The sequence below is a fragment of the Phenylobacterium sp. genome (assembly GCF_035475775.1).
Classification (GTDB): Bacteria; Pseudomonadota; Alphaproteobacteria; order Caulobacterales; family Caulobacteraceae; genus Phenylobacterium.
The window spans coordinates 1-16870 of sequence record NZ_DATIMC010000096.1 but is presented as its reverse complement, the minus strand read 5'-3'; the positions used below and the strand labels follow the sequence as shown (position 1 = coordinate 16870).

Sequence of the window (16870 nt, the reverse complement as noted above, 5' to 3'; positions counted from 1 at the left end):
CCGCCGCCTGAGACCTCGATGTCGTCATTGCCGAGGTTGCCGTTGATGAAGTCGTTGCCCGTGCCGCCGAAGATCAAATCGTCGCCTTGGCCGCCGAGCAGCGTCGAGCCCGTCGTGTCGTTCGAATAGTCGAGGGTGTCGGCCCCCTTGTTGCCGTTCACGAAGTCATGGCCGCTCGAGCCGTTGATGAGGTCGTCGTCCTGGCCGCCGAAGATGGTGTCGTTGCCCGTGCCGCCGTCCAGCGTGTCGAAACCCTGGTTGCCTTGCAGCACGTCATTGCCACCGCCGCCGAAGAGGCTGTCGTCGCCCAGGCCCCCGAACAGCCCGTCGTTGGTGCTCGAGGCCTTGGCGTCGCCGCTAGAGACGTCGTCGATCGTGCCGCCGACGAACAGCGTCGAGGCGTCCGGGAACAGGAAGCTGTTCGTACCCAGCGCGCCGGTGCCGAAGGTGTGCGAGATACCGTCCGACAGATCGGTGATCACCACGTCCTTGACCGTGACGCCGCCGTTGGACGTCGCGCTCGGAGCCGTGGTGGTGAATTCATAGGCCACCGACATCTTCGCACCCGAAGACGCGGTGTTTTGGAATACGATCGTATCCGTCGCCCCATTGAACGATGTCGCTTGAGCCGCGGTCATCGTCTCGAAAACAAAAGTCGCCATTAGTCTCTCCAGTCTGTGTCACACGGACCCCGGCACGCCTGACCCCCAAGCGGGTTGGAGTGTCCCAGCGGTCCAATCTCCCCCAACGCCACGGCAGCGCCGCAGCGAAGGTTAAACGAGCCCAGGTGCAGACGTATCGGAAGCGTGCAATCTGCGCAACACCTAAAAGGTGCGACGAACCGGCTCCTTACCGAGTGTATCCGGGCCGCAACTACTGTTCGCGGAAGGCGTGATGCAGGGTGTCCGTGACGGGCGAAACGAGGAAGCCCATGATGGTGCGCTTGCCGGTCACGATCATGCCCGAAGCGGTCATTCCGGGCGTCACCTTGGTGGTCCGCTCCAGGGTCTTGAGGTCCTTCGGATCGATGCGCAGATCGACGCGATAGAACGACTGGCCGGACTTCTCGTTGGTCAGCCGGTCGGCGGAGACGACCACCACCTTGGCGGGGAGCGGGCTGTTCCAGCGCGGATTGGGGCCAATCAGCCGCACCTGCGCGTCCATGCCGACGTGCACCTGCGAGATGTCCACCGGATTCACCATGGTGGTGACCATCAGCGGCGAGTTCGAAGGCACGATGTCCATCAAGGGCTCCGAGCCGCCGGCGACCCCGCCCTGGGTGAACTGAGTCAGGTTGAAGATGTAGCCGTCCACCGGGGCGCGCACGACGGTCTCGTCGAAGGTCTCCTTGGCGGCGGTGAGTCGCGGTTCGGCGTCGGAGAGCTTGCTCTGCGCGTCGCGCAGTTCGTCGGCCGCCTGGCTCTGACGCTGGTCGCGCAGCGAGACGAGTTGCATGCGCGTCTCGCCCTGCTGCTGGTGCAGCCGGGCGATGTCGGCGACGAGCTGGCCCTTGCGGCCCACCAGGTCGGCGATCTGCCGCTGATAGGCCAGGATGCGCGTCTTCGGCGCATAGCCCTTCTCGTAGAGCGGCATGAAGCTGTTCATCTCCTCGACCGTGAGCTTGCGCTGCTCATCGACCGAATCGACCTGCGCCTGGTCGCCGACCACCTGGTTCTGGATCTGATCGAGACGCTGCTGCAGCACGGCGGACTGGCTCTGGAACAGCTGCATCTTGGTGGTGAAGAGGAATTCCTGGTCGCGAATCAGCGCCGCCACCCGCGGGTCGGCGGCCCGCGCGGTGAGATCGGCCGGGAATTGCACGCTGGGGCGGCCGGTGGCTTCCGCCGTCAGCCGCGCCGTCTGGGCGATCAGGCTGTCGACCTGATTCTGGTAGACGTCGTAGGCGGCCTTGGCCTCGGTGTCGTCGAAGGTGATCAGCGGCTGGCCGGCATGAACCAGCTCGCCTTCCTTCACCAGGATCTCACGGACCGTGCCGACGTCCTTGTGGCGGATCGTCTTGCGGTTCGCTTCGACCGTCACCTGGCCCGGCGCCGTGACGCCCGACGCCAGCGGCGTGAGCGACGCCCACAGCCCCAGCCCCACCACGAAGATCCCGATCACGGCGGCGCCGACGATCATCGGCCGACGCAGGCGCTGCTGCAGCCGCGGATCGACCGGCACCAGGTCGTCGCGGCCGAAGGCGGGCGCGACGTAGCTCGAGCGGACAGGTCCCAGTTCCAGCTTCATCGGCCGCCCTCGATCGCGCGCACGTCGGCGGGCTTGTCCGCCGGCTTCATGAGCCGGGCCATCACCTGGTCCCTCGGCCCGAACAGGTCGATGCGCCCTTCGCGCAGGACCAGCAGCTTGTCGGCCGAGCGAAAGATGCCCGGCTTGTGGGAGATCACCACCACCGTCGCGCCCTTGGCCTTCATGGCCTCGATGGCCTTCAGCAGGGCGTCCTCGCCCTCGGCGTCGAGGCTGGCGTTCGGCTCGTCGAGCACGATGTAGGCGGGCTCCCCCAGCATGGCGCGCGCCAGCCCGATGCGTTGCCGCTGACCGGCCGACAGCACCACACCGCCCTCGCCGACGTCGGTGTCGTAGCCCTTGGGCATTCGCAGGATGAGCTCGTGGACCCCCGCGAGCGTGGCGGCGCGCACCACCTCCTCGTCGGCGACGTCGTCGCGGAAGCGGCCGATGTTGTCGCGCACGGTGCCCGCGAACAGCTCGGTGTCCTGCGGCAGGTAGCCCACGTGCCTGCCGAAATCGGCGCGATCCCAGGTGAACACGTCCGCCCCGTCCAGGCGCACGGAGCCGTTGATCGGACGCCAGATGCCGACCAGCAGGCGGGCCAGCGTCGACTTGCCGGCCCCCGAGGGCCCGATGACGCCCAGCATCTCGCCGGGCTCGATGCGGAAGTTGAGGTTGGCGAGGATCAGCCGCTGGGCGCCCGGCGGCGCGAAATTGATCCCTTCCACGCTGAGCCGGCCGGTGGGGCGCGGCAGCGCGGTGACCGGCGTCGGCGGCTCGGCCTTCTGCAGCAGCTCCATGAGCCGGCCGTGCGAGCGCGCCATGTTGTTGAGCGGCTCCCAGGCGCTGACGATGCGCTCGATCGGCTGCAGGGCGCGGCTGACCAGGATCATGTTCGCGAAGATCATGCCCTGGGCCATCTTGTGGTCCAGGATCAGGGCCGCGCCGATGCCGATGACCAGCACCTGGATGCCCATGCGCAGCGTCTTGATGATGTCGGTGTAGGTGTTCGACTTCTCGGAGGCGTGGGCGCCGCGCTCGATGGTCACCTGCCGGTGGCGCGCCCAGGCCGCGCCCAGCGTCGGCAGCATGCCCATGGCGCGGACCACCTCGCCGTTGCGCAGCGCCGCCTCGGTGAAGGCGTAGCTCTTCAGGGCGGCGTCGTTGGCCTCGCGGGCCGGCGGACGGATCGCCCGCTCCTGGGCGAGCGCCAGGCCGAGCAGCGCCAGGGCGCCCGCCGTCGAGGCGAATCCCAGCCACGGGTTGATGAGGAACAGGACGAGCAGGAAGACGGGCATCCAGGGCAGGTCGAAGAACGCCGCCGCGGCCACCCCGGTCAGGGTCTGGCGGAAGGAATCCAGATCTCGCAGCGCCTGGGAGCGGGCGCTCGGATCGCCACGCACGGCGGCGTCGAACAGGCCCGAGAAGATGCGGCCCGAGACGCGCTGGTCGAGCATGACCCCGTAGTTGATCAGGATGCGCGCCCGGAAGTCGTCGATGGTGCTGGAGACCATGAAGACGAACAGCGTGACCAGCGTCAGGATCCACAGGGTGGCCTGGTTCTGGCTCACCATCACCCGGCCGTAGACCTGGTAGGTGTACAGCGGCAGCGCCATGTAGAGGACGTTGGTGAAGAAGCTGAACACGGCCGCGACCATGAACGGCTTTTTCGCATCGCCCAGCGCCCGCGTGAGCACGTTGTCGGGCTGGTTCACCAGGAACGTGAGGAACTTCATGCGAGCCGAGCCGTCCGTTGCGAGTTTGGACCAGCGTAAAGCATAGCCGGTCCAGGAAGAGTGAACACCGTTCGATTAGCTAAGCTTCAGGAATTTCAGCCCGAACCCCGGGGCGGCGGAGAGATGCGCAGGGGTGCTTGTGATGTCAATCGCGGCGCGAATCACTTGGCCAAGAGGTCGCGCCGTGGCCGTAGGGCGGGCGCATGCTAAAAGGCGCGGGAGCCGCCTCCACGCTGCGGAGCGCGGGGGAGCCGACATGTCGCGGATCGCCATCATCGGCAGCTGCATAACCCGCGATCTGTGGCCGATCCGTGGCGACGCCCCCGATCTGCTCTATGTGTCGCGCACCAGCCTGCCGAGCCTGTTTTCGGCGCCGGTCAAAGGCTTCAGGCCCGCGGAACGGCTCCCGGATGGGCTTCATGGGCAACAGCATTGGGCGCTCGTCGCCGACATTAGGAAGACCGCCCTCGCCGAGCTCGTGGCGTTCCGTCCGACCCACGTGATCTTCGACTTCATCGACGAGCGGTTCGATCTGCTTGCGGTGAAGGGCGCGACCGTCACCCACAGCTGGGAGCTCGAGGTCAGCGGCTACATGGCTCAGCCGCCGTTCCGGGCCGCCCGCGCGATCCCGCGGCTCTCGGGGGCCTGCGAACGGCTCTGGGCGGAGGCCGCCGGCGAATTCGCCGCCTTCGTGCGCGCCACCTCGCTGAAGGACGCCCGGCTGATCCTGCATGCCGCCCGCTGGGCGGCCTCGCGGCGCGACCGCAAGGGCCGCGAGCGGCCGCTGAGCGGCGTCGAGATCCTGCCCGGGCGTGCGACCGACCTGGGCGCGCACAACCGGCTGCTGGCGTCCTATGAGGCCGAGTTCCGCAGGCTGATGCCGCCGATGGCCGAGGTCGCCGCGCCGGACCACCACATCGCCGACGACGGGCACCGCTGGGGCCTGAGCCCCTTTCATTACGTTCCGGCCTACTACGACGAGATCCGGCGTCAGCTCCAGGCGCTCGGCGTCGAACGCCGGCTCAGGCCGCCTGGCGGCGGGCCCAGTGCTCGAGCGGCGTGATCCCCTCGCGCACGAGCTCCGGTGTGGCGGCGAGATAGGCGGCGGTCGGGAATCCCGGCCGCGGCTCCGCCACCGCCCAGGCGCCGCCCTGCAGGTAGTCGACCAGCGGATTGGCGCCAGGGGCGAGCCCGTCGCCCCGCGCCGTCACATAGTGCGGGAGATCGAACCAGGGGCTGGGGCTGCGGCCGTCGGCCGCCCCGTCGAGCACGAAATGGCTCAGCGGCTCGTGGCCGGACTGCCCGACGTCGGGATTCTGCGCCAGGTACCACTGAGGATCGAACAGCGCGTGCGGCGACAGGCCCTGGCGCCAGCCGGTCTCGACGTAATGCAGCAGGGGCGGGACGAGGCGCGCCGGACGCGGCGCACGCTGTCGGTACCAGGCCGGATCGACGAGCGGGTGGGGCGCAAGCCCGCGCGTCCAGCCGACGCGCAGGTAGTGGCTCAGAGGGTCCTCGCCCTGCTGCAGATCCGGCGATTGGGCGAGGTAGAAGGCGATGTCGAACAGCGGGTGAGGGCTGCGCCCGAGCGCCGCCCCGCGCCGGATGAAATGCTCGAGCGGCGTCAGGCCGGTGGCGGCGAGGTCCGCCGCGTTCTCCCGCCGGTAATAGCCCACGTGGAACAGCGGATGCGGGGCTCGTCCATCGTCGGCGCCCTGCAGCAGGTAGTGGACCAGCGGCGAGGCGCCGGCCGCCGCCACGTCCGGATTGCCGCTCAGATACCAGGCCTGGTCGAACAGCGCCGGCGGCGGGACCTGCGGATCGGCGCCGCAGCGGGCGTAGGCGGCCATGTGCCTCAGGTCGAAGATGGCGCGTCCCGATCCGCGCCAGACGCCGGCGCGCGCGATCACCAGCGCCTTGCCCGGCGAGCCCAGCGGCGCGAGCAGCTGATCGAGCGCCCGGCTCAGCGAACGCCGTGTTCGCAGGCGCTGCGGCCGGCGGCTCGCCCGGTAGGCCTCCAAGGCGAGGTCGCGCAGGCGGGCCTGCGCCTCGGCGCGTCCGATCAGCGCCTGGTTGAGGGCCAGCGTGAGCTCGGTGCGGGTGAGCGCTTCGCGCACCTGGGCCTGCTGGGCGAGCGCGCGCGACTGGACGAGCTGTCCGGTGGCGGTCTCCACCTTTTCCAGCAGCCTGGCGGCGGCGCCTCCGGCGCCGCTCGACGACTTGGAATCGGACACCGGCGCCCCCTTGCCTGGGGCGGTTGTCTCGGACGCGGGCCTCGGAGTGTCAAGGCGAGCCGCCCCACGGCCGCTCACGCGCCCTCCTGCTCGAGCCATCGCTGATAGGTTCCGCGCCCGGAGGCGAACGGGTCGGGGAAGGCCGCCTGCAGGTCCGCGCGCGTGCGATAGAGCAGCCGATGCGCCCGCTCGACGGGAACGCCGTCCGCGTAGGCGCCGAAGGCCCACCACCGCTCCGGGATGGCCGGGTCGGTGGCGGCGGAAACCTGCCGCTTGTACCAGCTCCACACCTCGTAGACCGGGAAGTTCGCGCCCGCGTACCGCCTGGTCATGGCGTCGCCAAGCGGACCGAGCTTGGTGAAATGCCAGAACCGAAGCGGCTCGCCGTTCACGCGGATCGCCCCCTGCCTGTCGATCGCCACGGTGCGCCGGCTGAGGTTCCAGCTCGCGACGTTGTAGCCGGGGTCACGGACCACCTTGACCTTGTCGAACAGGGCGGGGACATGGTCGCACCAGCGCTGGTCCACGAACAGGCCGTCGGGGATGTCGTCGAAGCAGTAGTCGAGCAGACGATCGTTCCACCACCTGGCGAACCGGGCCCCTTCGCCGGCGGTGCGGATCGCGGCGAACCCCAGGTTGAAGATGCCCGTCCGCGAGGCCGAGAGGTCATTGTCGGCGATCGCGGCGGGCTCGTCATTGGGGTCGATCAGGTGCGGCGTCAGCAGGATGTCGTGGTCCTCGAGCCAGGCGAGCAGCGGATCCAGGGGCGCGAACAGCGCGGTGTCGGGATCGAGGTAGATGACGGCCTCGGCGCCCGACGCGCAGGCCTGGCGCATGAACGGCCCCTTCACGGCCGTGCAGGCCTCGACGACGTCATGCTTGAAAAGCCAGCTCGGGAAGTGCGGCACCGCGAGGTCGTGCGCCCACACCACCCGGTCGAACGGCTCGGAGGCCGGATCGAAGTCGAAACCCTCCGGCGCGCGGTCGGTGATCAGCGCCACCAGCTCCCAATCCGGATGGAAACGGCGAAGCGTCTGGAACAGCACCCGCGCGCGGTTCAGGTACGAGAAGGTGAAGCTGGAGTAGCAGAGCACCTTCACGCGTCCGCCTCCGGCGTGAGCAGCTCGGCGGTCATGCGGCTGTAGGAGAGATCGTAGAGCTGCGCCGCGCGTGCGCCGCGCGCCAGGTCGAGGACTTCGCCCGACTCGAACGCGGCGGTCAGCGCCGCCTCGTCGGAGAAGATCCGGCCGCGCCGACCCTGGCCGACGAAGGCCGCGACATTGCCGCTATCCGGATTGGTGATCACCGCCGCGCCGGCGGCGACCACCTCGTGCGCCGTAAAGGAGAAGGTCTCGCGGCAGAGCGGCCAGATGAGCACGGCGTCGCAGACGGCGGCCTCCAGCGCATCGCGCATCGCCAGCGGCCGTTCGGCGGTGACCGCCACATCCGTGAAGCCGGTCGGCGAGTCGGGGTCGCGGACGGCGCCGAGATGCAGGAACTCATATCGCGGGTCGTCTCCGAACCGCACGGCGAGCTCCCTGAACACCGGCCAGCCCTTGTGCGTCACGGGCATGCCCGCGAAGGCCAGCCGGAACGGACGCGCCGCGGCCGACGGAGCCGGTCCCCGAGGCTCGAGCCTGGCGTGGCTGACGACGACTTCACCGCGAGCCGGGAATCGCCACGCGTTGCGCCAGAAGTCGAGCGTCGTCTGAGACGGGCTCACCACCGTCAGCTCGAACGCGTCGAAGAGCGCCTGGTGGGCGGCCAGGTGACGCGCGCGCCAGGGGCCATAGACGCAGATGCCGCAGGCGGGGCTGTCGGGCGGCGGCGCGCCGCAGTCGGCCACGTCGTTGCGCATCAGGTGGAAACCCGCGCAGAGACTCGCGAAATCGTGCAGCCAGAAAAACCCTCGCCGCTGACCGACAGCCTGCAGGATCGCCGTGACTTCGGCGACGGCGTGGCCGAGCAGGCTGTGCAGGGCGAAGGACTTCGGCCCGGCCGGAGCGTGGCGCAACCCTTCGCGCAGCACGCTTGCGATCGTCTGCGCGCGATAGGCCCCCGCCGATACGCCGTTCCAGACCACGCCGAGGAGGGCTCGCTCCGCGGTCCGCACCAAGGGCCACGGTGTCGCCGAATGCAGGTGGAGATGATCGCGGCCAAGCTCCGCGACGGCGGCCGCTTCCCTCTGGAGGCAGGATTGGATCCCGCCGACATTGGCCGTGTAGTCGTCGTGGCTGAAGGTGACGTGCAGGGCCGCCAGACCGCTTCGGGAGGTGGACAGCGCCGCCCGCAGCGCCGCAGCCGGGGCGGCTCGCCCGCGCCGCGCGGCCTCGGTCGCCGCTTGGAGGCGCAGGTCCACCGGAACCAGATGAGCCAGGATCCGGTATCGGAAATCCGGCGCCTGGCGCGCCAGTCGACCTTCCGCGCGGCCGGCGCGCAGGTAGTGCACGAAGGGGTTGATCCCTGCCGCGGCGACATCGGGGTAGAGTTCGAGATAGTCCTTGACCGAAAACCGGCGGTTCGGGTCGCGGCCTTCGCGCCAGCCGCGCGCCAGGAAATGATCCAGGGCGTCGATCCCTCCGGCCGCCACGTCGGGGTGGGCGCCCAGATAGAACTCCGCGTCGAACTCCGTCGCGGTCAGCGCCCGCTCCGCCGCGAGGACCGGAGCCGCGGGCGACGCACCCGCCGACGGCTCGGCCTCCGAAGCCGGCGCCAGCAAGGCCTCGAGGGTCCAGCCCGGCGCTCGCCCGGCGCGCAGTTGCGGGGCGAAGTAGCTCACCGCGCGATCCGACGGGAAGACGTCCCGGCCTTCCCGGCGGCCCACCCGCAGGTAGTGCTGGAAAGGGTCGATGCGCGCCTTGGCGATCTCGGGATAGGTCTCCAGGTAGCGGCGAGTGGAGAACCAGGGCGCCGGGTCGCGGCCTTCGCGCCAGCCCCTCTCGACGTAGTGCTTCAGGGGATCGCGCGCGGCGCCCGGCGCGTCGGCGTAGACTGTGCGATAGAACGCCGCGTCGAGGGCCAGCGAGACGATCCGTTGTGCTTCGTCGGGTGGCGCCTTGGCGGCCATGCGCGCGAGCTCCTGGGACGGCGAGCTGGATTTCGTGTGCACCACCCGCCCCGGCCGATCAACCACTCCCCGCCGCTTGCGACCATCGGCGGCGGCTCCTAAGCAGGGCGCTCGCGCGCGCAGAACTTCGCAGGACATGACCCCCGACACGGCCGCCCGCTCCAATCCGCAGCGCACCGCCTATCTGGTGCTGGGCATGCACCGCTCGGGGACTTCGGCGGCGGCCCAGGTGCTGGCGCTCGCCGGGGCGCAGCTGCCGACCAACCTGATGCCCGGAGACGAGCACAACGCGAAGGGGTACTTCGAGCCCTGGAAGATCGCCCTGTTCAACGACGAGCGCCTGCGGAGCGCGGGCGGGGCCTGGGAGGATGTGTTCGGCTATCCCTTCCGCCCTCTCGGCCGCCGCGCCGAGCGCGCCTGGCTGAACCGGGCGGAGGCGCTCTTCGAGGAGGAGTATGCGGGCGCGGCGCATCCGCTGCTGAAGGATCCTCGCATCAGCATCCTGCTGCCGTTCTGGCGCACGGCCCTGGCCGACCTGGAGATCGGCGCGCGCTGCGTGATTCCGGTTCGCCATCCTCTGGCGGTGGCGGGTTCGCTCGAACGACGGAACGGGTTTCCGCCCCAGAAGTCGGTGCTCCTGTGGTCGTCCTACATGCTGGCCGCCGAGGCCTACAGCCGCGACCTGCCGCGGGCGTTCGTCTCCTACGACGCGCTGCTGACCGACTGGCGGGCCGAGGCGGCGCGCATCGAGGCCGCCCATGGCGCGCCGCTGCCGAAGCTCACCGAGCGCGCCGGCAAGGCGATCGACCGCTTCCTGTCCGCCTCCCTGCGGCACAATGCGGGTGGCGGGAGCCTGCGCGCGCTGGGCTGGGCTGGCGAGCTGGCCGCAGATGTCTACGGCTGGTTCCGTTCGGCTGCAGCCGACCAGAATCCCGAGTCGGCGCCGCTCGATCGCGCCACGCAGGAGCTCGTCCGCCGGGCCGAGGAGATGGGGCCGCTGGTCTCGCCGACGTCGCGCGAAGTGGACCAGCTGCGCGGCGAGCTGCGGGAAGCCCGCGCCGAGCTGGCCCACGCCCGGGCCCAGTTCGGCGAGCTGCGCGAGGCCGCGGCGCGGGAGCGCGAGCACTTCGAAGCGGAGCTGAGGGCCTTCTATCGCGCGGTCGACCAAGCCGAGGCCGAGCTGGACGCAGCGCTCGCCGCGCCCTGAGGGGAGTACGCCGATGGCCAGCCGGCCGAACCATCTCGAATTCCTGCTGGCGCGCTATCCGAAAGTGCGCCCGCCGCTGCCGCCTGCGATCCAGGAGATCTATGCCCGGCAATACAAGGCGAACCGGACCGGCGCGACGACCGCAGCCTCGCTTTCGCAGCGGTTGGAAGCCTGGATGCACCGGCAAGTCGCCGCCGACCTCCGCGGCGGGGCGGTTCGCTCCACGCTCGAGCTCGGCGCCGGCACGCTCAATCAGCTCCGCTATGAGCCATTCACCGCGCCCTACGACATCGTCGAGCCGTTCGCCGAGCTGTTCGCCGATTCGCCGGAGCGAAGTCGCATCCGCCGCGCCTACGCCGACATCGCCGAGGCGCCGAGGGACTCGCGCTACGAGCGGATCACCAGCGTCGCGGCCCTGGAGCATATCTGCGACCTGCCGCTGGTGCTGGCCCGCGCGGCCCAGATGCTCGCCGCGGACGGCATCTTCCGCGCGGCGATCCCCGCCGAGGGCGGGCTGCTCTGGACGCTCGGCTGGAGCCTGACCACGGGCCTCGAGTTCCGCCTGCGGCACGGGCTCGACTACGGGGATCTGATGCGCCACGAGCACGTCAATAGCGCCCGCGAGATCGAGATGCTGATCGAGGGGCTGTTCCAGCGGGTCCGGGTGAGAAGCTTCGGCCTTGGCCGGCAGCTCTCGCTGTACCGCTTCGTCGAGGCGCGGCTGCCCCGGCTCGACCTCGCCGGCGCCTGGATCGAGCGCTACACCGCTCCGCGCCCCCGTGTGGCAGGCGGCGCACGCCGGTCTGGCCCCCGCAGCCGTGGATCGGCGGCGAAATAGAGCAGCCCGGTGAGCGCCGCCACGTCCAAGAAGTAGAGATAGCGATAGTCACAGGCGAGCGACACGGGGAAGAAGCTCGCCGCGAAGATCAGGCCCGCGGCCTGCATGGCCGCCAGCGCGCCGTCGACGGGCCGGCGCCTGAACACGAAGACCCCGAACAGAACCAGCGCCAGCACGGCATAGGCCACGTGCGACATCACCGGGGTGTCATAGAACCAGGTCGAGTAGTTGTAGAGCCGCTGGTCCCGCTCGCCCCAGACCTTCTCGAGTCCGAGCTCCTCCATTTCCTGCGGCGGGCCGTCGATGCCGAGGTAGACCGGCAGGCAGCGGTCGATCACCGGGGTGGCGAACACCCAGCGGAAGACGTCCCAGCGGTGCGCCAGGTAGAGGTCGGGCCGATGCAGGACCATGTCCAGCCAGTCGCCGAACAGCGCCTTCGAAGGGATCCGGGCGAGCCGGTGATTGAGCTTCTCCACCTCGTCGATGAAATCCACCCGCTGCGGAGAGTAGAACTGCGGCGCCGTGGCCCGGAGCGCCGCGGCCGTGGCCGGGTCGTCGCGCGCGATGTGCGCCAGCGGCAGGGCGGGATCTCGCGCCAGGCCGCCGGCCAGGTCGTAGACCTCGAGAACCCGCAGGCCCTGGGCGTCGGCCTTCTCGAACGTCGGACCCTGGGGGAGCGCCGTAACGGAGAGCACGGCCGTCGCGGCGACGGCGGCGAGCAACCAGCCGGCGCCCCAGGCCGCCGCCCGACGCCAGCCGCCGGCGCGCGCCATCCAGGCCACGGCCGCAGCGGCGGGGGCGAGGATCACGATGCCGTTCTGCCGTAGCAGCCCCGCGACCGCGAGGAACAGGACCGCGACGGCCAGCCGAATCCAGGGGCGGCGCGAGCCCTGCCAGTCCCGGCCGGCGAAGGCGAGACACAGGAATCCCGCCGTCGCCGTGTCGGCGAACAGCACGTCGTGCCAGACGATCCCCTGGTAGATCAGGATGTTGGGCGTGAGCACCGCGCCGAGGGCCGCCAGCGGAAACCACCAGGAAGCCCGACCCGCCAGCCGTGGCAGCAGCGCCCAGGCGCCATAGAGCAGCAGCGCGCTGACGATCAGGTAGAGCGCGGTCCCCGGTGCGATCCGATCGAAGATCCCCAGGATGAACGGGAAGATCGCCGGGCCCCAGGTCTCCCGGACATGGAACCGGCCCTCGTGGAGCTCGATGATCGAATCCACCGAGAGATGGCCCGGCAGGTTCTGCCACAGCATCAGGCCGTAGCCCGCGGCGAGCGCCAGCCAGCCCGCGCCCCGCGCGCCGGGGCTCGCCGTGAGTTCCGCTTCCCCTCTCGGGCCGACGCTGCGCATGCTCCTCCCCGCTGCTCGCCCCTGCGATATGTCGCGCCGCGGCGGCTGAGAAGCCCTATTGAGACGCCCGCCGCGGCGTGGGATTCGAAGGCCATGGCCGCAGCCTTCCTCCTGGCGCACTTCGACGACGAGTACTGCGCCCTGCCCCTGATCCTTCAGGCCCGCGCCGCGGGCGAGGCCTGCTGGTTCCTCTACGTGGCCGACTACCGCGACCCCCGGAACGCCGCGCGGCGCCTGAAGGAGACGCAAAACTTCCTCGCCAGCCTGGGCGTCGAGCCGGACCGCGCCATCCATGTCGGCGCCGGGACCGGCGTGCTGGACGGCCAGATCGTCAAAGGCCTCGACATCGCGCTCGCCAAGCTGCGCGAGGCCCTCGCCCGGCTGCCGCCGACCACGCGATTCGTGACCCCGGCCTGGGAGGGCGGCCATCCCGACCACGACGGCTGCGCGGCGATGGCGACGATCCTGGCGGCCGAGCGGGGCGGCGTTCCCGTCCAGCAGTTCGGGCTCTACAACGGCCGCTGGCCGTTGAAGCCGCTCTACCGCGCCTGTTCGCCGATTCCGGAGAACGGGCCGGAGGTCCGCGTCAGGCTCAGCCCGCGCCAATGGCTCGCATGGATCGCTGCGGTGCGCTTCTTCCCGTCGCAGACCTGGAACTGGCTGGGGCTCTGGCCGGCGATGTTCCTGAGCCTTGCGACGCGCGGCGGATTCGCCGCCCAGGCCCTGGCGCCCGGACGCATCCGCGAGCGCCCGCATGCGGGCCCGCTCCATTACGAGCGCATGTTCAGCACGCCCTACGGAACCGTCCGCGCCGCCGTCGATGCGGCGCTGGCGGCGCAGGAGGGTCAGAGACCCGGCCGCGCCAGGACCAGGAAGAAGCCCACCGTCATCAGCGCGTAGCCGACGCCCATCTGCCAGCTGGCCGGCTCCTTGAACACGATCCAGCCGACCAGCGGCACCAGGCAGGCGCCGACCAGCGAGAAGGCGTAGGCGGTGGACAGCGGCACGCGGGTCAGGACATAGAACCACAGGATCGCCGCCAGCCCGTACCAGGCCAGCGCCGCCATCAGCGGCCAGTTGGCGACCAGCCGCATGACCATCGGCCCGGAGAGCCGCTGGTCGTAGAGGGCGGCGAACTTGAAGAGGCTCTGGCCCAGTGGCAGTGCGACGGCCACGCTCGCGCAGAGCGCGATGTCCTTGGGGCTCACGGGAGCGGCTCCCCCTGCTCCAGCCGCTGCACGGTTCGCAGGTAGGGGTGGATCGGCCGGGTCGGCGCGTTCAGCACGTCGAAGTTGATCGCCTGCAGCAGTAGCTGGGCGCCGAGAATGATCGGCAGGGCGGCGGCCATGACCACGCCGGCCGAGGCGACCTGGCCGGGGGTGCGGGTGGCCACGTAATGCGCGGCGTAGCCCAGGCCGAACAGGATGCCGAACACGCCGAACACCAGCTCGAGGCTGGCGGCGCTGAAATCGCGCACGAAATATTGGCCGAGCACCCGCTGGACAAAATTGCGCAGGTGCTTGAGCGCGAAGGGTCCGACGATCGCGCCGATCCGGAGGTTGGAGACCTCGTCCGCATAGCGGGCCGGCATCGGCACGTCGCGCACGACCGCGCGCAAGGTGCCCAGGTGGTAGAGCAGGTCCGTCTCGAAGAAGAAGCGGGGGGACACGCGCTTCTGCATGACCAGCTTGGCCACGGTCGCCTCGATGGCCGTGTAGCCGTTGGTCGGGTCGAAGATGTTCCAGTAGCCCGTGGAGAGCTTGGCCGCGAAGGACAGCGCGGCGTTTCCGAACACCCGCACCGCCGGCATCGCGCGCAGGTGGCTCACCGAAGTGAAGCGGTTGCCCTTCGCATAGTCGGCCTCGCCGAGCAGGATGGGCGCGACGAGCTGGCTCATGTAGCCCAGGTCCATCTGGTCGTCACCGTCCACCTTGACCAGGATGCGGCCGCCGCGCCTGACGGCCTCGGCGTAGCCGGCGAGCGTCGCCCCGCCGACCCCTTGGTTCCTGTCGAGCCGGACCACCGCGACCCTCCGGTCCCGGGCGTTGGCCTCCACGAAGTCGCCGGTGTGCTCGGGACAGGCGTCGTCGACGCAGACGATCCCCTCCACCCACGGCGGGGTCTTGGCGATCACGTCCAGGATGTGCGCCTGCACGCGATAGCAGGGGATCACCAGCCAGACGCCGGCGCCTTCGAGGGTGGAGCTGGCCGCCGGCGCGGCCCGGCGCCGACCAGCGGGCGGAGGCCCGTCGCGCGCGATCTGGTTGATGGACGTCATGCGCTTCCAGTCATGCCCTCGCCATCCGGCTATCACGGAAGGCGCGAGGCTGGCAAAAGGCCGCAAGCGCCGCGCCTTGAGCATGCACCTTTCAACTGGCATCGAGGTCCATGAAGGCGGCAAGGCCGCCGCCTTGCGCGGCGAATCGGCGCCTGATACCAGCCGGCGCCTTCGCGCGGAGTGTTCATGGACACCGCCACCCACATGCTGCGGACCGGACGGCGCGGCGCGCTGCTCGAGGCGCAGATGGCGCTGCGGGACCTGCGCGCGTCGGGCGAGCGGATCGACCTGGCCTGGTCGCTGGCCTGGCACGACGTCGTCTCCCGCTATCGCGGCTCGATCCTCGGCCCGTTCTGGATCACCCTCTCGATGGGCGTGATGGTGCTGGGCATCGGCCTGTTGTGGGGCGGCCTCTTCCGCGTGCCGGCGCACCAATTCGTGCCGATGGTCGCGGTGGGCATCGTCTTCTTCGGCATGGTCACCATGACCATCAACGAGGGGTGCGAGACCTTCGTCCAGGCCGCCGGCATGCTGTCGCAGACCAGCCTGCCGATCTTCACCTTCGTCTGGCGCACGGTGCTGCGGAACCTGATCAACCTCGGGCACCACATCGTCATCGTGGCCGCGGTGCTGGTCTGGGCCGGCCTCTGGGGCCATGCCAACTACCTGGGCGCCGCGCTGGGCTTCGTTTTCCTGGTGGTCAACGTCGCGTGGGCTTCGATGTCGGTCGCGATCATCTCCGCCCGCTTCCGCGACATTCCCCAGGCGGTGGCCTCGATCACCCAGGCGGCGGCGATCATGACGCCGGTCTATTGGCCGGCGGACCGTATTCCGCCCAGCTATCGCTGGGTCCTGGACTTCAACCCGTTCTACCACGTGCTTGACGCGGTGCGCGCGCCGCTGCTCGGCGAGGCCGTCGCGCCGCACACCTATGGCGTCCTGGCGGGCATGGCCGCCGGCGGCTGGGCGCTGACGTTCTGGCTCTTCGCGCGCACCCGGCGCAAGATCGTCCACTACCTATGAAGGCCCCGCCCGTCTCCATTTCCTGCCGGGACCTGACGCTGCGCTTCCCGGTCTATGGGGTCGACGCCAAGTCGCTGAAGAAGCACCTGGCCAAGATCACGATCGGCGGCCGCCTGGGCCAGCACCACGGCGCGACCGAAGTCACCGCGCTCTCGAACCTGAGCCTGGAGCTGAAGGCCGGCGACCGCTTGGGCCTGATCGGCCACAACGGTTCGGGGAAGACCACGCTGCTGCGCGCGCTGTCCGGCGCCTACGAACCCGACGAAGGCGCCGTCGAAGTCGAGGGCCACATCGCCGCCCTGCTCGACCTCAACCTCGGGATCGACCCGACCGCCACCGGCTACGACAACATCCGCCTGCGCGGCCGCATCGCCGGCCTCACCATGCGCCAGATCGACGAGCGGATGGACGAGATCGCCGAGTTCTCCGGCCTCGGCCCCTTCCTCGCCATGCCGGTGAAGACCTACTCGGCGGGCATGCAGGCGCGGCTGGCGTTCGCGGCGGCGACGGCGGTCGAGGCCGACGTGCTGTTGATGGACGAGTGGATCGCGGTGGGCGACGCCGAGTTCCAGAAGCTCGCCCATCGGCGGCTGCTCAACCTCGTCGAACGGGCGGGCATCCTGGTGCTGGCCTCGCACGACCTCGACCTGCTGCGCCTCTACTGCAACAAGGTCATGCGCCTGGACGGCGGGATCGCCTCGCCGGTGACCGACATCCGCAAGCTCGACGATCTCCTGGCGGCTTAGACTAGGGCACCCATACCGCTCATCCCGGCGAAGGCCGGGACCCAGATGGAATGACTCAGAAGCGATTTCTACAGGCGCTGAGCCGATCCAATCGGGCATGTTCTGGAGATCTGGATCCCGGCTTTCGCCGGGAGAGCGGGCA

At 70.0% G+C, this 16870-nt stretch carries 15 protein-coding genes; 6 read left to right on the top strand and 9 right to left on the bottom strand.

The window, feature by feature from the left end; translation table 11 throughout:
- The 3 genes from VLI41_RS12070 to VLI41_RS12060 all read right to left on the bottom strand — a co-directional run.
- Positions 1-662, bottom strand: a 662-nt coding sequence (locus tag VLI41_RS12070; RefSeq protein WP_325268327.1) for a calcium-binding protein, incomplete at its 3' end; no start/stop codon positions are given.
- A gap of 211 nt (positions 663-873) precedes the next feature.
- Positions 874-2247 carry an HlyD family type I secretion periplasmic adaptor subunit gene (locus tag VLI41_RS12065; RefSeq protein ID WP_325268326.1) on the bottom strand — a complete coding sequence of 458 codons (1374 nt, stop codon included), beginning with the start codon at positions 2245-2247 and terminating at the stop codon, positions 874-876.
- Positions 2244-3983: a type I secretion system permease/ATPase gene (locus VLI41_RS12060; RefSeq protein ID WP_325268325.1), complete on the bottom strand. Its 1740-nt coding sequence runs from the start codon at positions 3981-3983 to the stop codon at positions 2244-2246. The genes VLI41_RS12065 and VLI41_RS12060 overlap by 4 nt, the downstream gene beginning before the upstream one ends.
- A gap of 256 nt (positions 3984-4239) precedes the next feature.
- Between VLI41_RS12060 and VLI41_RS12055 the strand changes: the two genes are divergently transcribed.
- Complete coding sequence (locus tag VLI41_RS12055) at positions 4240-5046, top strand: DUF6270 domain-containing protein (protein ID WP_325268324.1); 807 nt, start codon at positions 4240-4242, stop codon at positions 5044-5046.
- On the opposite strand, the gene VLI41_RS12050 is transcribed toward VLI41_RS12055, so the two are convergent.
- The 3 genes from VLI41_RS12050 to VLI41_RS12040 form a co-directional block, all read right to left on the bottom strand.
- The gene (locus VLI41_RS12050) at positions 5006-6217 is read right to left on the bottom strand and encodes a hypothetical protein (RefSeq protein ID WP_325268323.1); all 1212 of its coding nucleotides are present in this window, start codon (positions 6215-6217) and stop codon (positions 5006-5008) included. The genes VLI41_RS12055 and VLI41_RS12050 overlap by 41 nt on opposite strands.
- 74 nt (positions 6218-6291) lie before the next feature.
- Positions 6292-7317 (bottom strand): hypothetical protein, encoded by a 1026-nt coding sequence (locus tag VLI41_RS12045; protein ID WP_325268322.1) that lies wholly within the window; start codon positions 7315-7317, stop codon positions 6292-6294.
- Entirely contained in the window at positions 7314-9284 is a 1971-nt protein-coding gene (locus VLI41_RS12040) for a hypothetical protein (protein ID WP_325268321.1), read from the bottom strand. The genes VLI41_RS12045 and VLI41_RS12040 overlap by 4 nt, the downstream gene beginning before the upstream one ends.
- Before the next feature lie 136 nt (positions 9285-9420).
- Between VLI41_RS12040 and VLI41_RS12035 the strand changes: the two genes are divergently transcribed.
- The gene (locus VLI41_RS12035; protein WP_325268320.1) at positions 9421-10491 is read left to right on the top strand and encodes a hypothetical protein; all 1071 of its coding nucleotides are present in this window, start codon (positions 9421-9423) and stop codon (positions 10489-10491) included.
- Between the two features lie 13 nt (positions 10492-10504).
- Positions 10505-11329, top strand: coding sequence for a hypothetical protein (locus VLI41_RS12030; protein ID WP_325268319.1), 825 nt, complete (start codon positions 10505-10507; stop codon positions 11327-11329).
- Here VLI41_RS12030 and VLI41_RS12025 read toward each other — a convergent pair.
- Positions 11251-12681, bottom strand: coding sequence for a hypothetical protein (locus tag VLI41_RS12025; RefSeq protein WP_325268318.1), 1431 nt, complete (start codon positions 12679-12681; stop codon positions 11251-11253). The genes VLI41_RS12030 and VLI41_RS12025 overlap by 79 nt on opposite strands.
- Positions 12682-12774: 93 nt before the next feature.
- On the opposite strand from VLI41_RS12025, the gene VLI41_RS12020 reads away from it, so the two are divergent.
- Positions 12775-13581, top strand: coding sequence for a PIG-L deacetylase family protein (locus VLI41_RS12020; RefSeq protein WP_325268317.1), 807 nt, complete (start codon positions 12775-12777; stop codon positions 13579-13581).
- Here VLI41_RS12020 and VLI41_RS12015 read toward each other — a convergent pair.
- Both VLI41_RS12015 and VLI41_RS12010 read right to left on the bottom strand, forming a co-directional pair.
- Complete coding sequence (locus VLI41_RS12015; protein ID WP_325268316.1) at positions 13527-13889, bottom strand: DMT family transporter; 363 nt, start codon at positions 13887-13889, stop codon at positions 13527-13529. The genes VLI41_RS12020 and VLI41_RS12015 overlap by 55 nt on opposite strands.
- Positions 13886-14959, bottom strand: a complete 1074-nt coding sequence (locus VLI41_RS12010) for a glycosyltransferase family 2 protein (protein WP_325268315.1) — start codon at positions 14957-14959, stop codon at positions 13886-13888. Before VLI41_RS12010 ends, VLI41_RS12015 begins: the two co-directional genes overlap by 4 nt.
- 186 nt (positions 14960-15145) lie before the next feature.
- Between VLI41_RS12010 and VLI41_RS12005 the strand changes: the two genes are divergently transcribed.
- Together VLI41_RS12005 and VLI41_RS12000 are read left to right on the top strand one after the other, a co-directional pair.
- Positions 15146-15982, top strand: a complete 837-nt coding sequence (locus VLI41_RS12005; RefSeq protein ID WP_325268314.1) for an ABC transporter permease — start codon at positions 15146-15148, stop codon at positions 15980-15982.
- Positions 15979-16728, top strand: a complete 750-nt coding sequence (locus VLI41_RS12000; protein ID WP_325268313.1) for an ABC transporter ATP-binding protein — start codon at positions 15979-15981, stop codon at positions 16726-16728. The genes VLI41_RS12005 and VLI41_RS12000 overlap by 4 nt, the downstream gene beginning before the upstream one ends.
- The last annotated feature ends 142 nt before the right edge of the window (positions 16729-16870 follow it).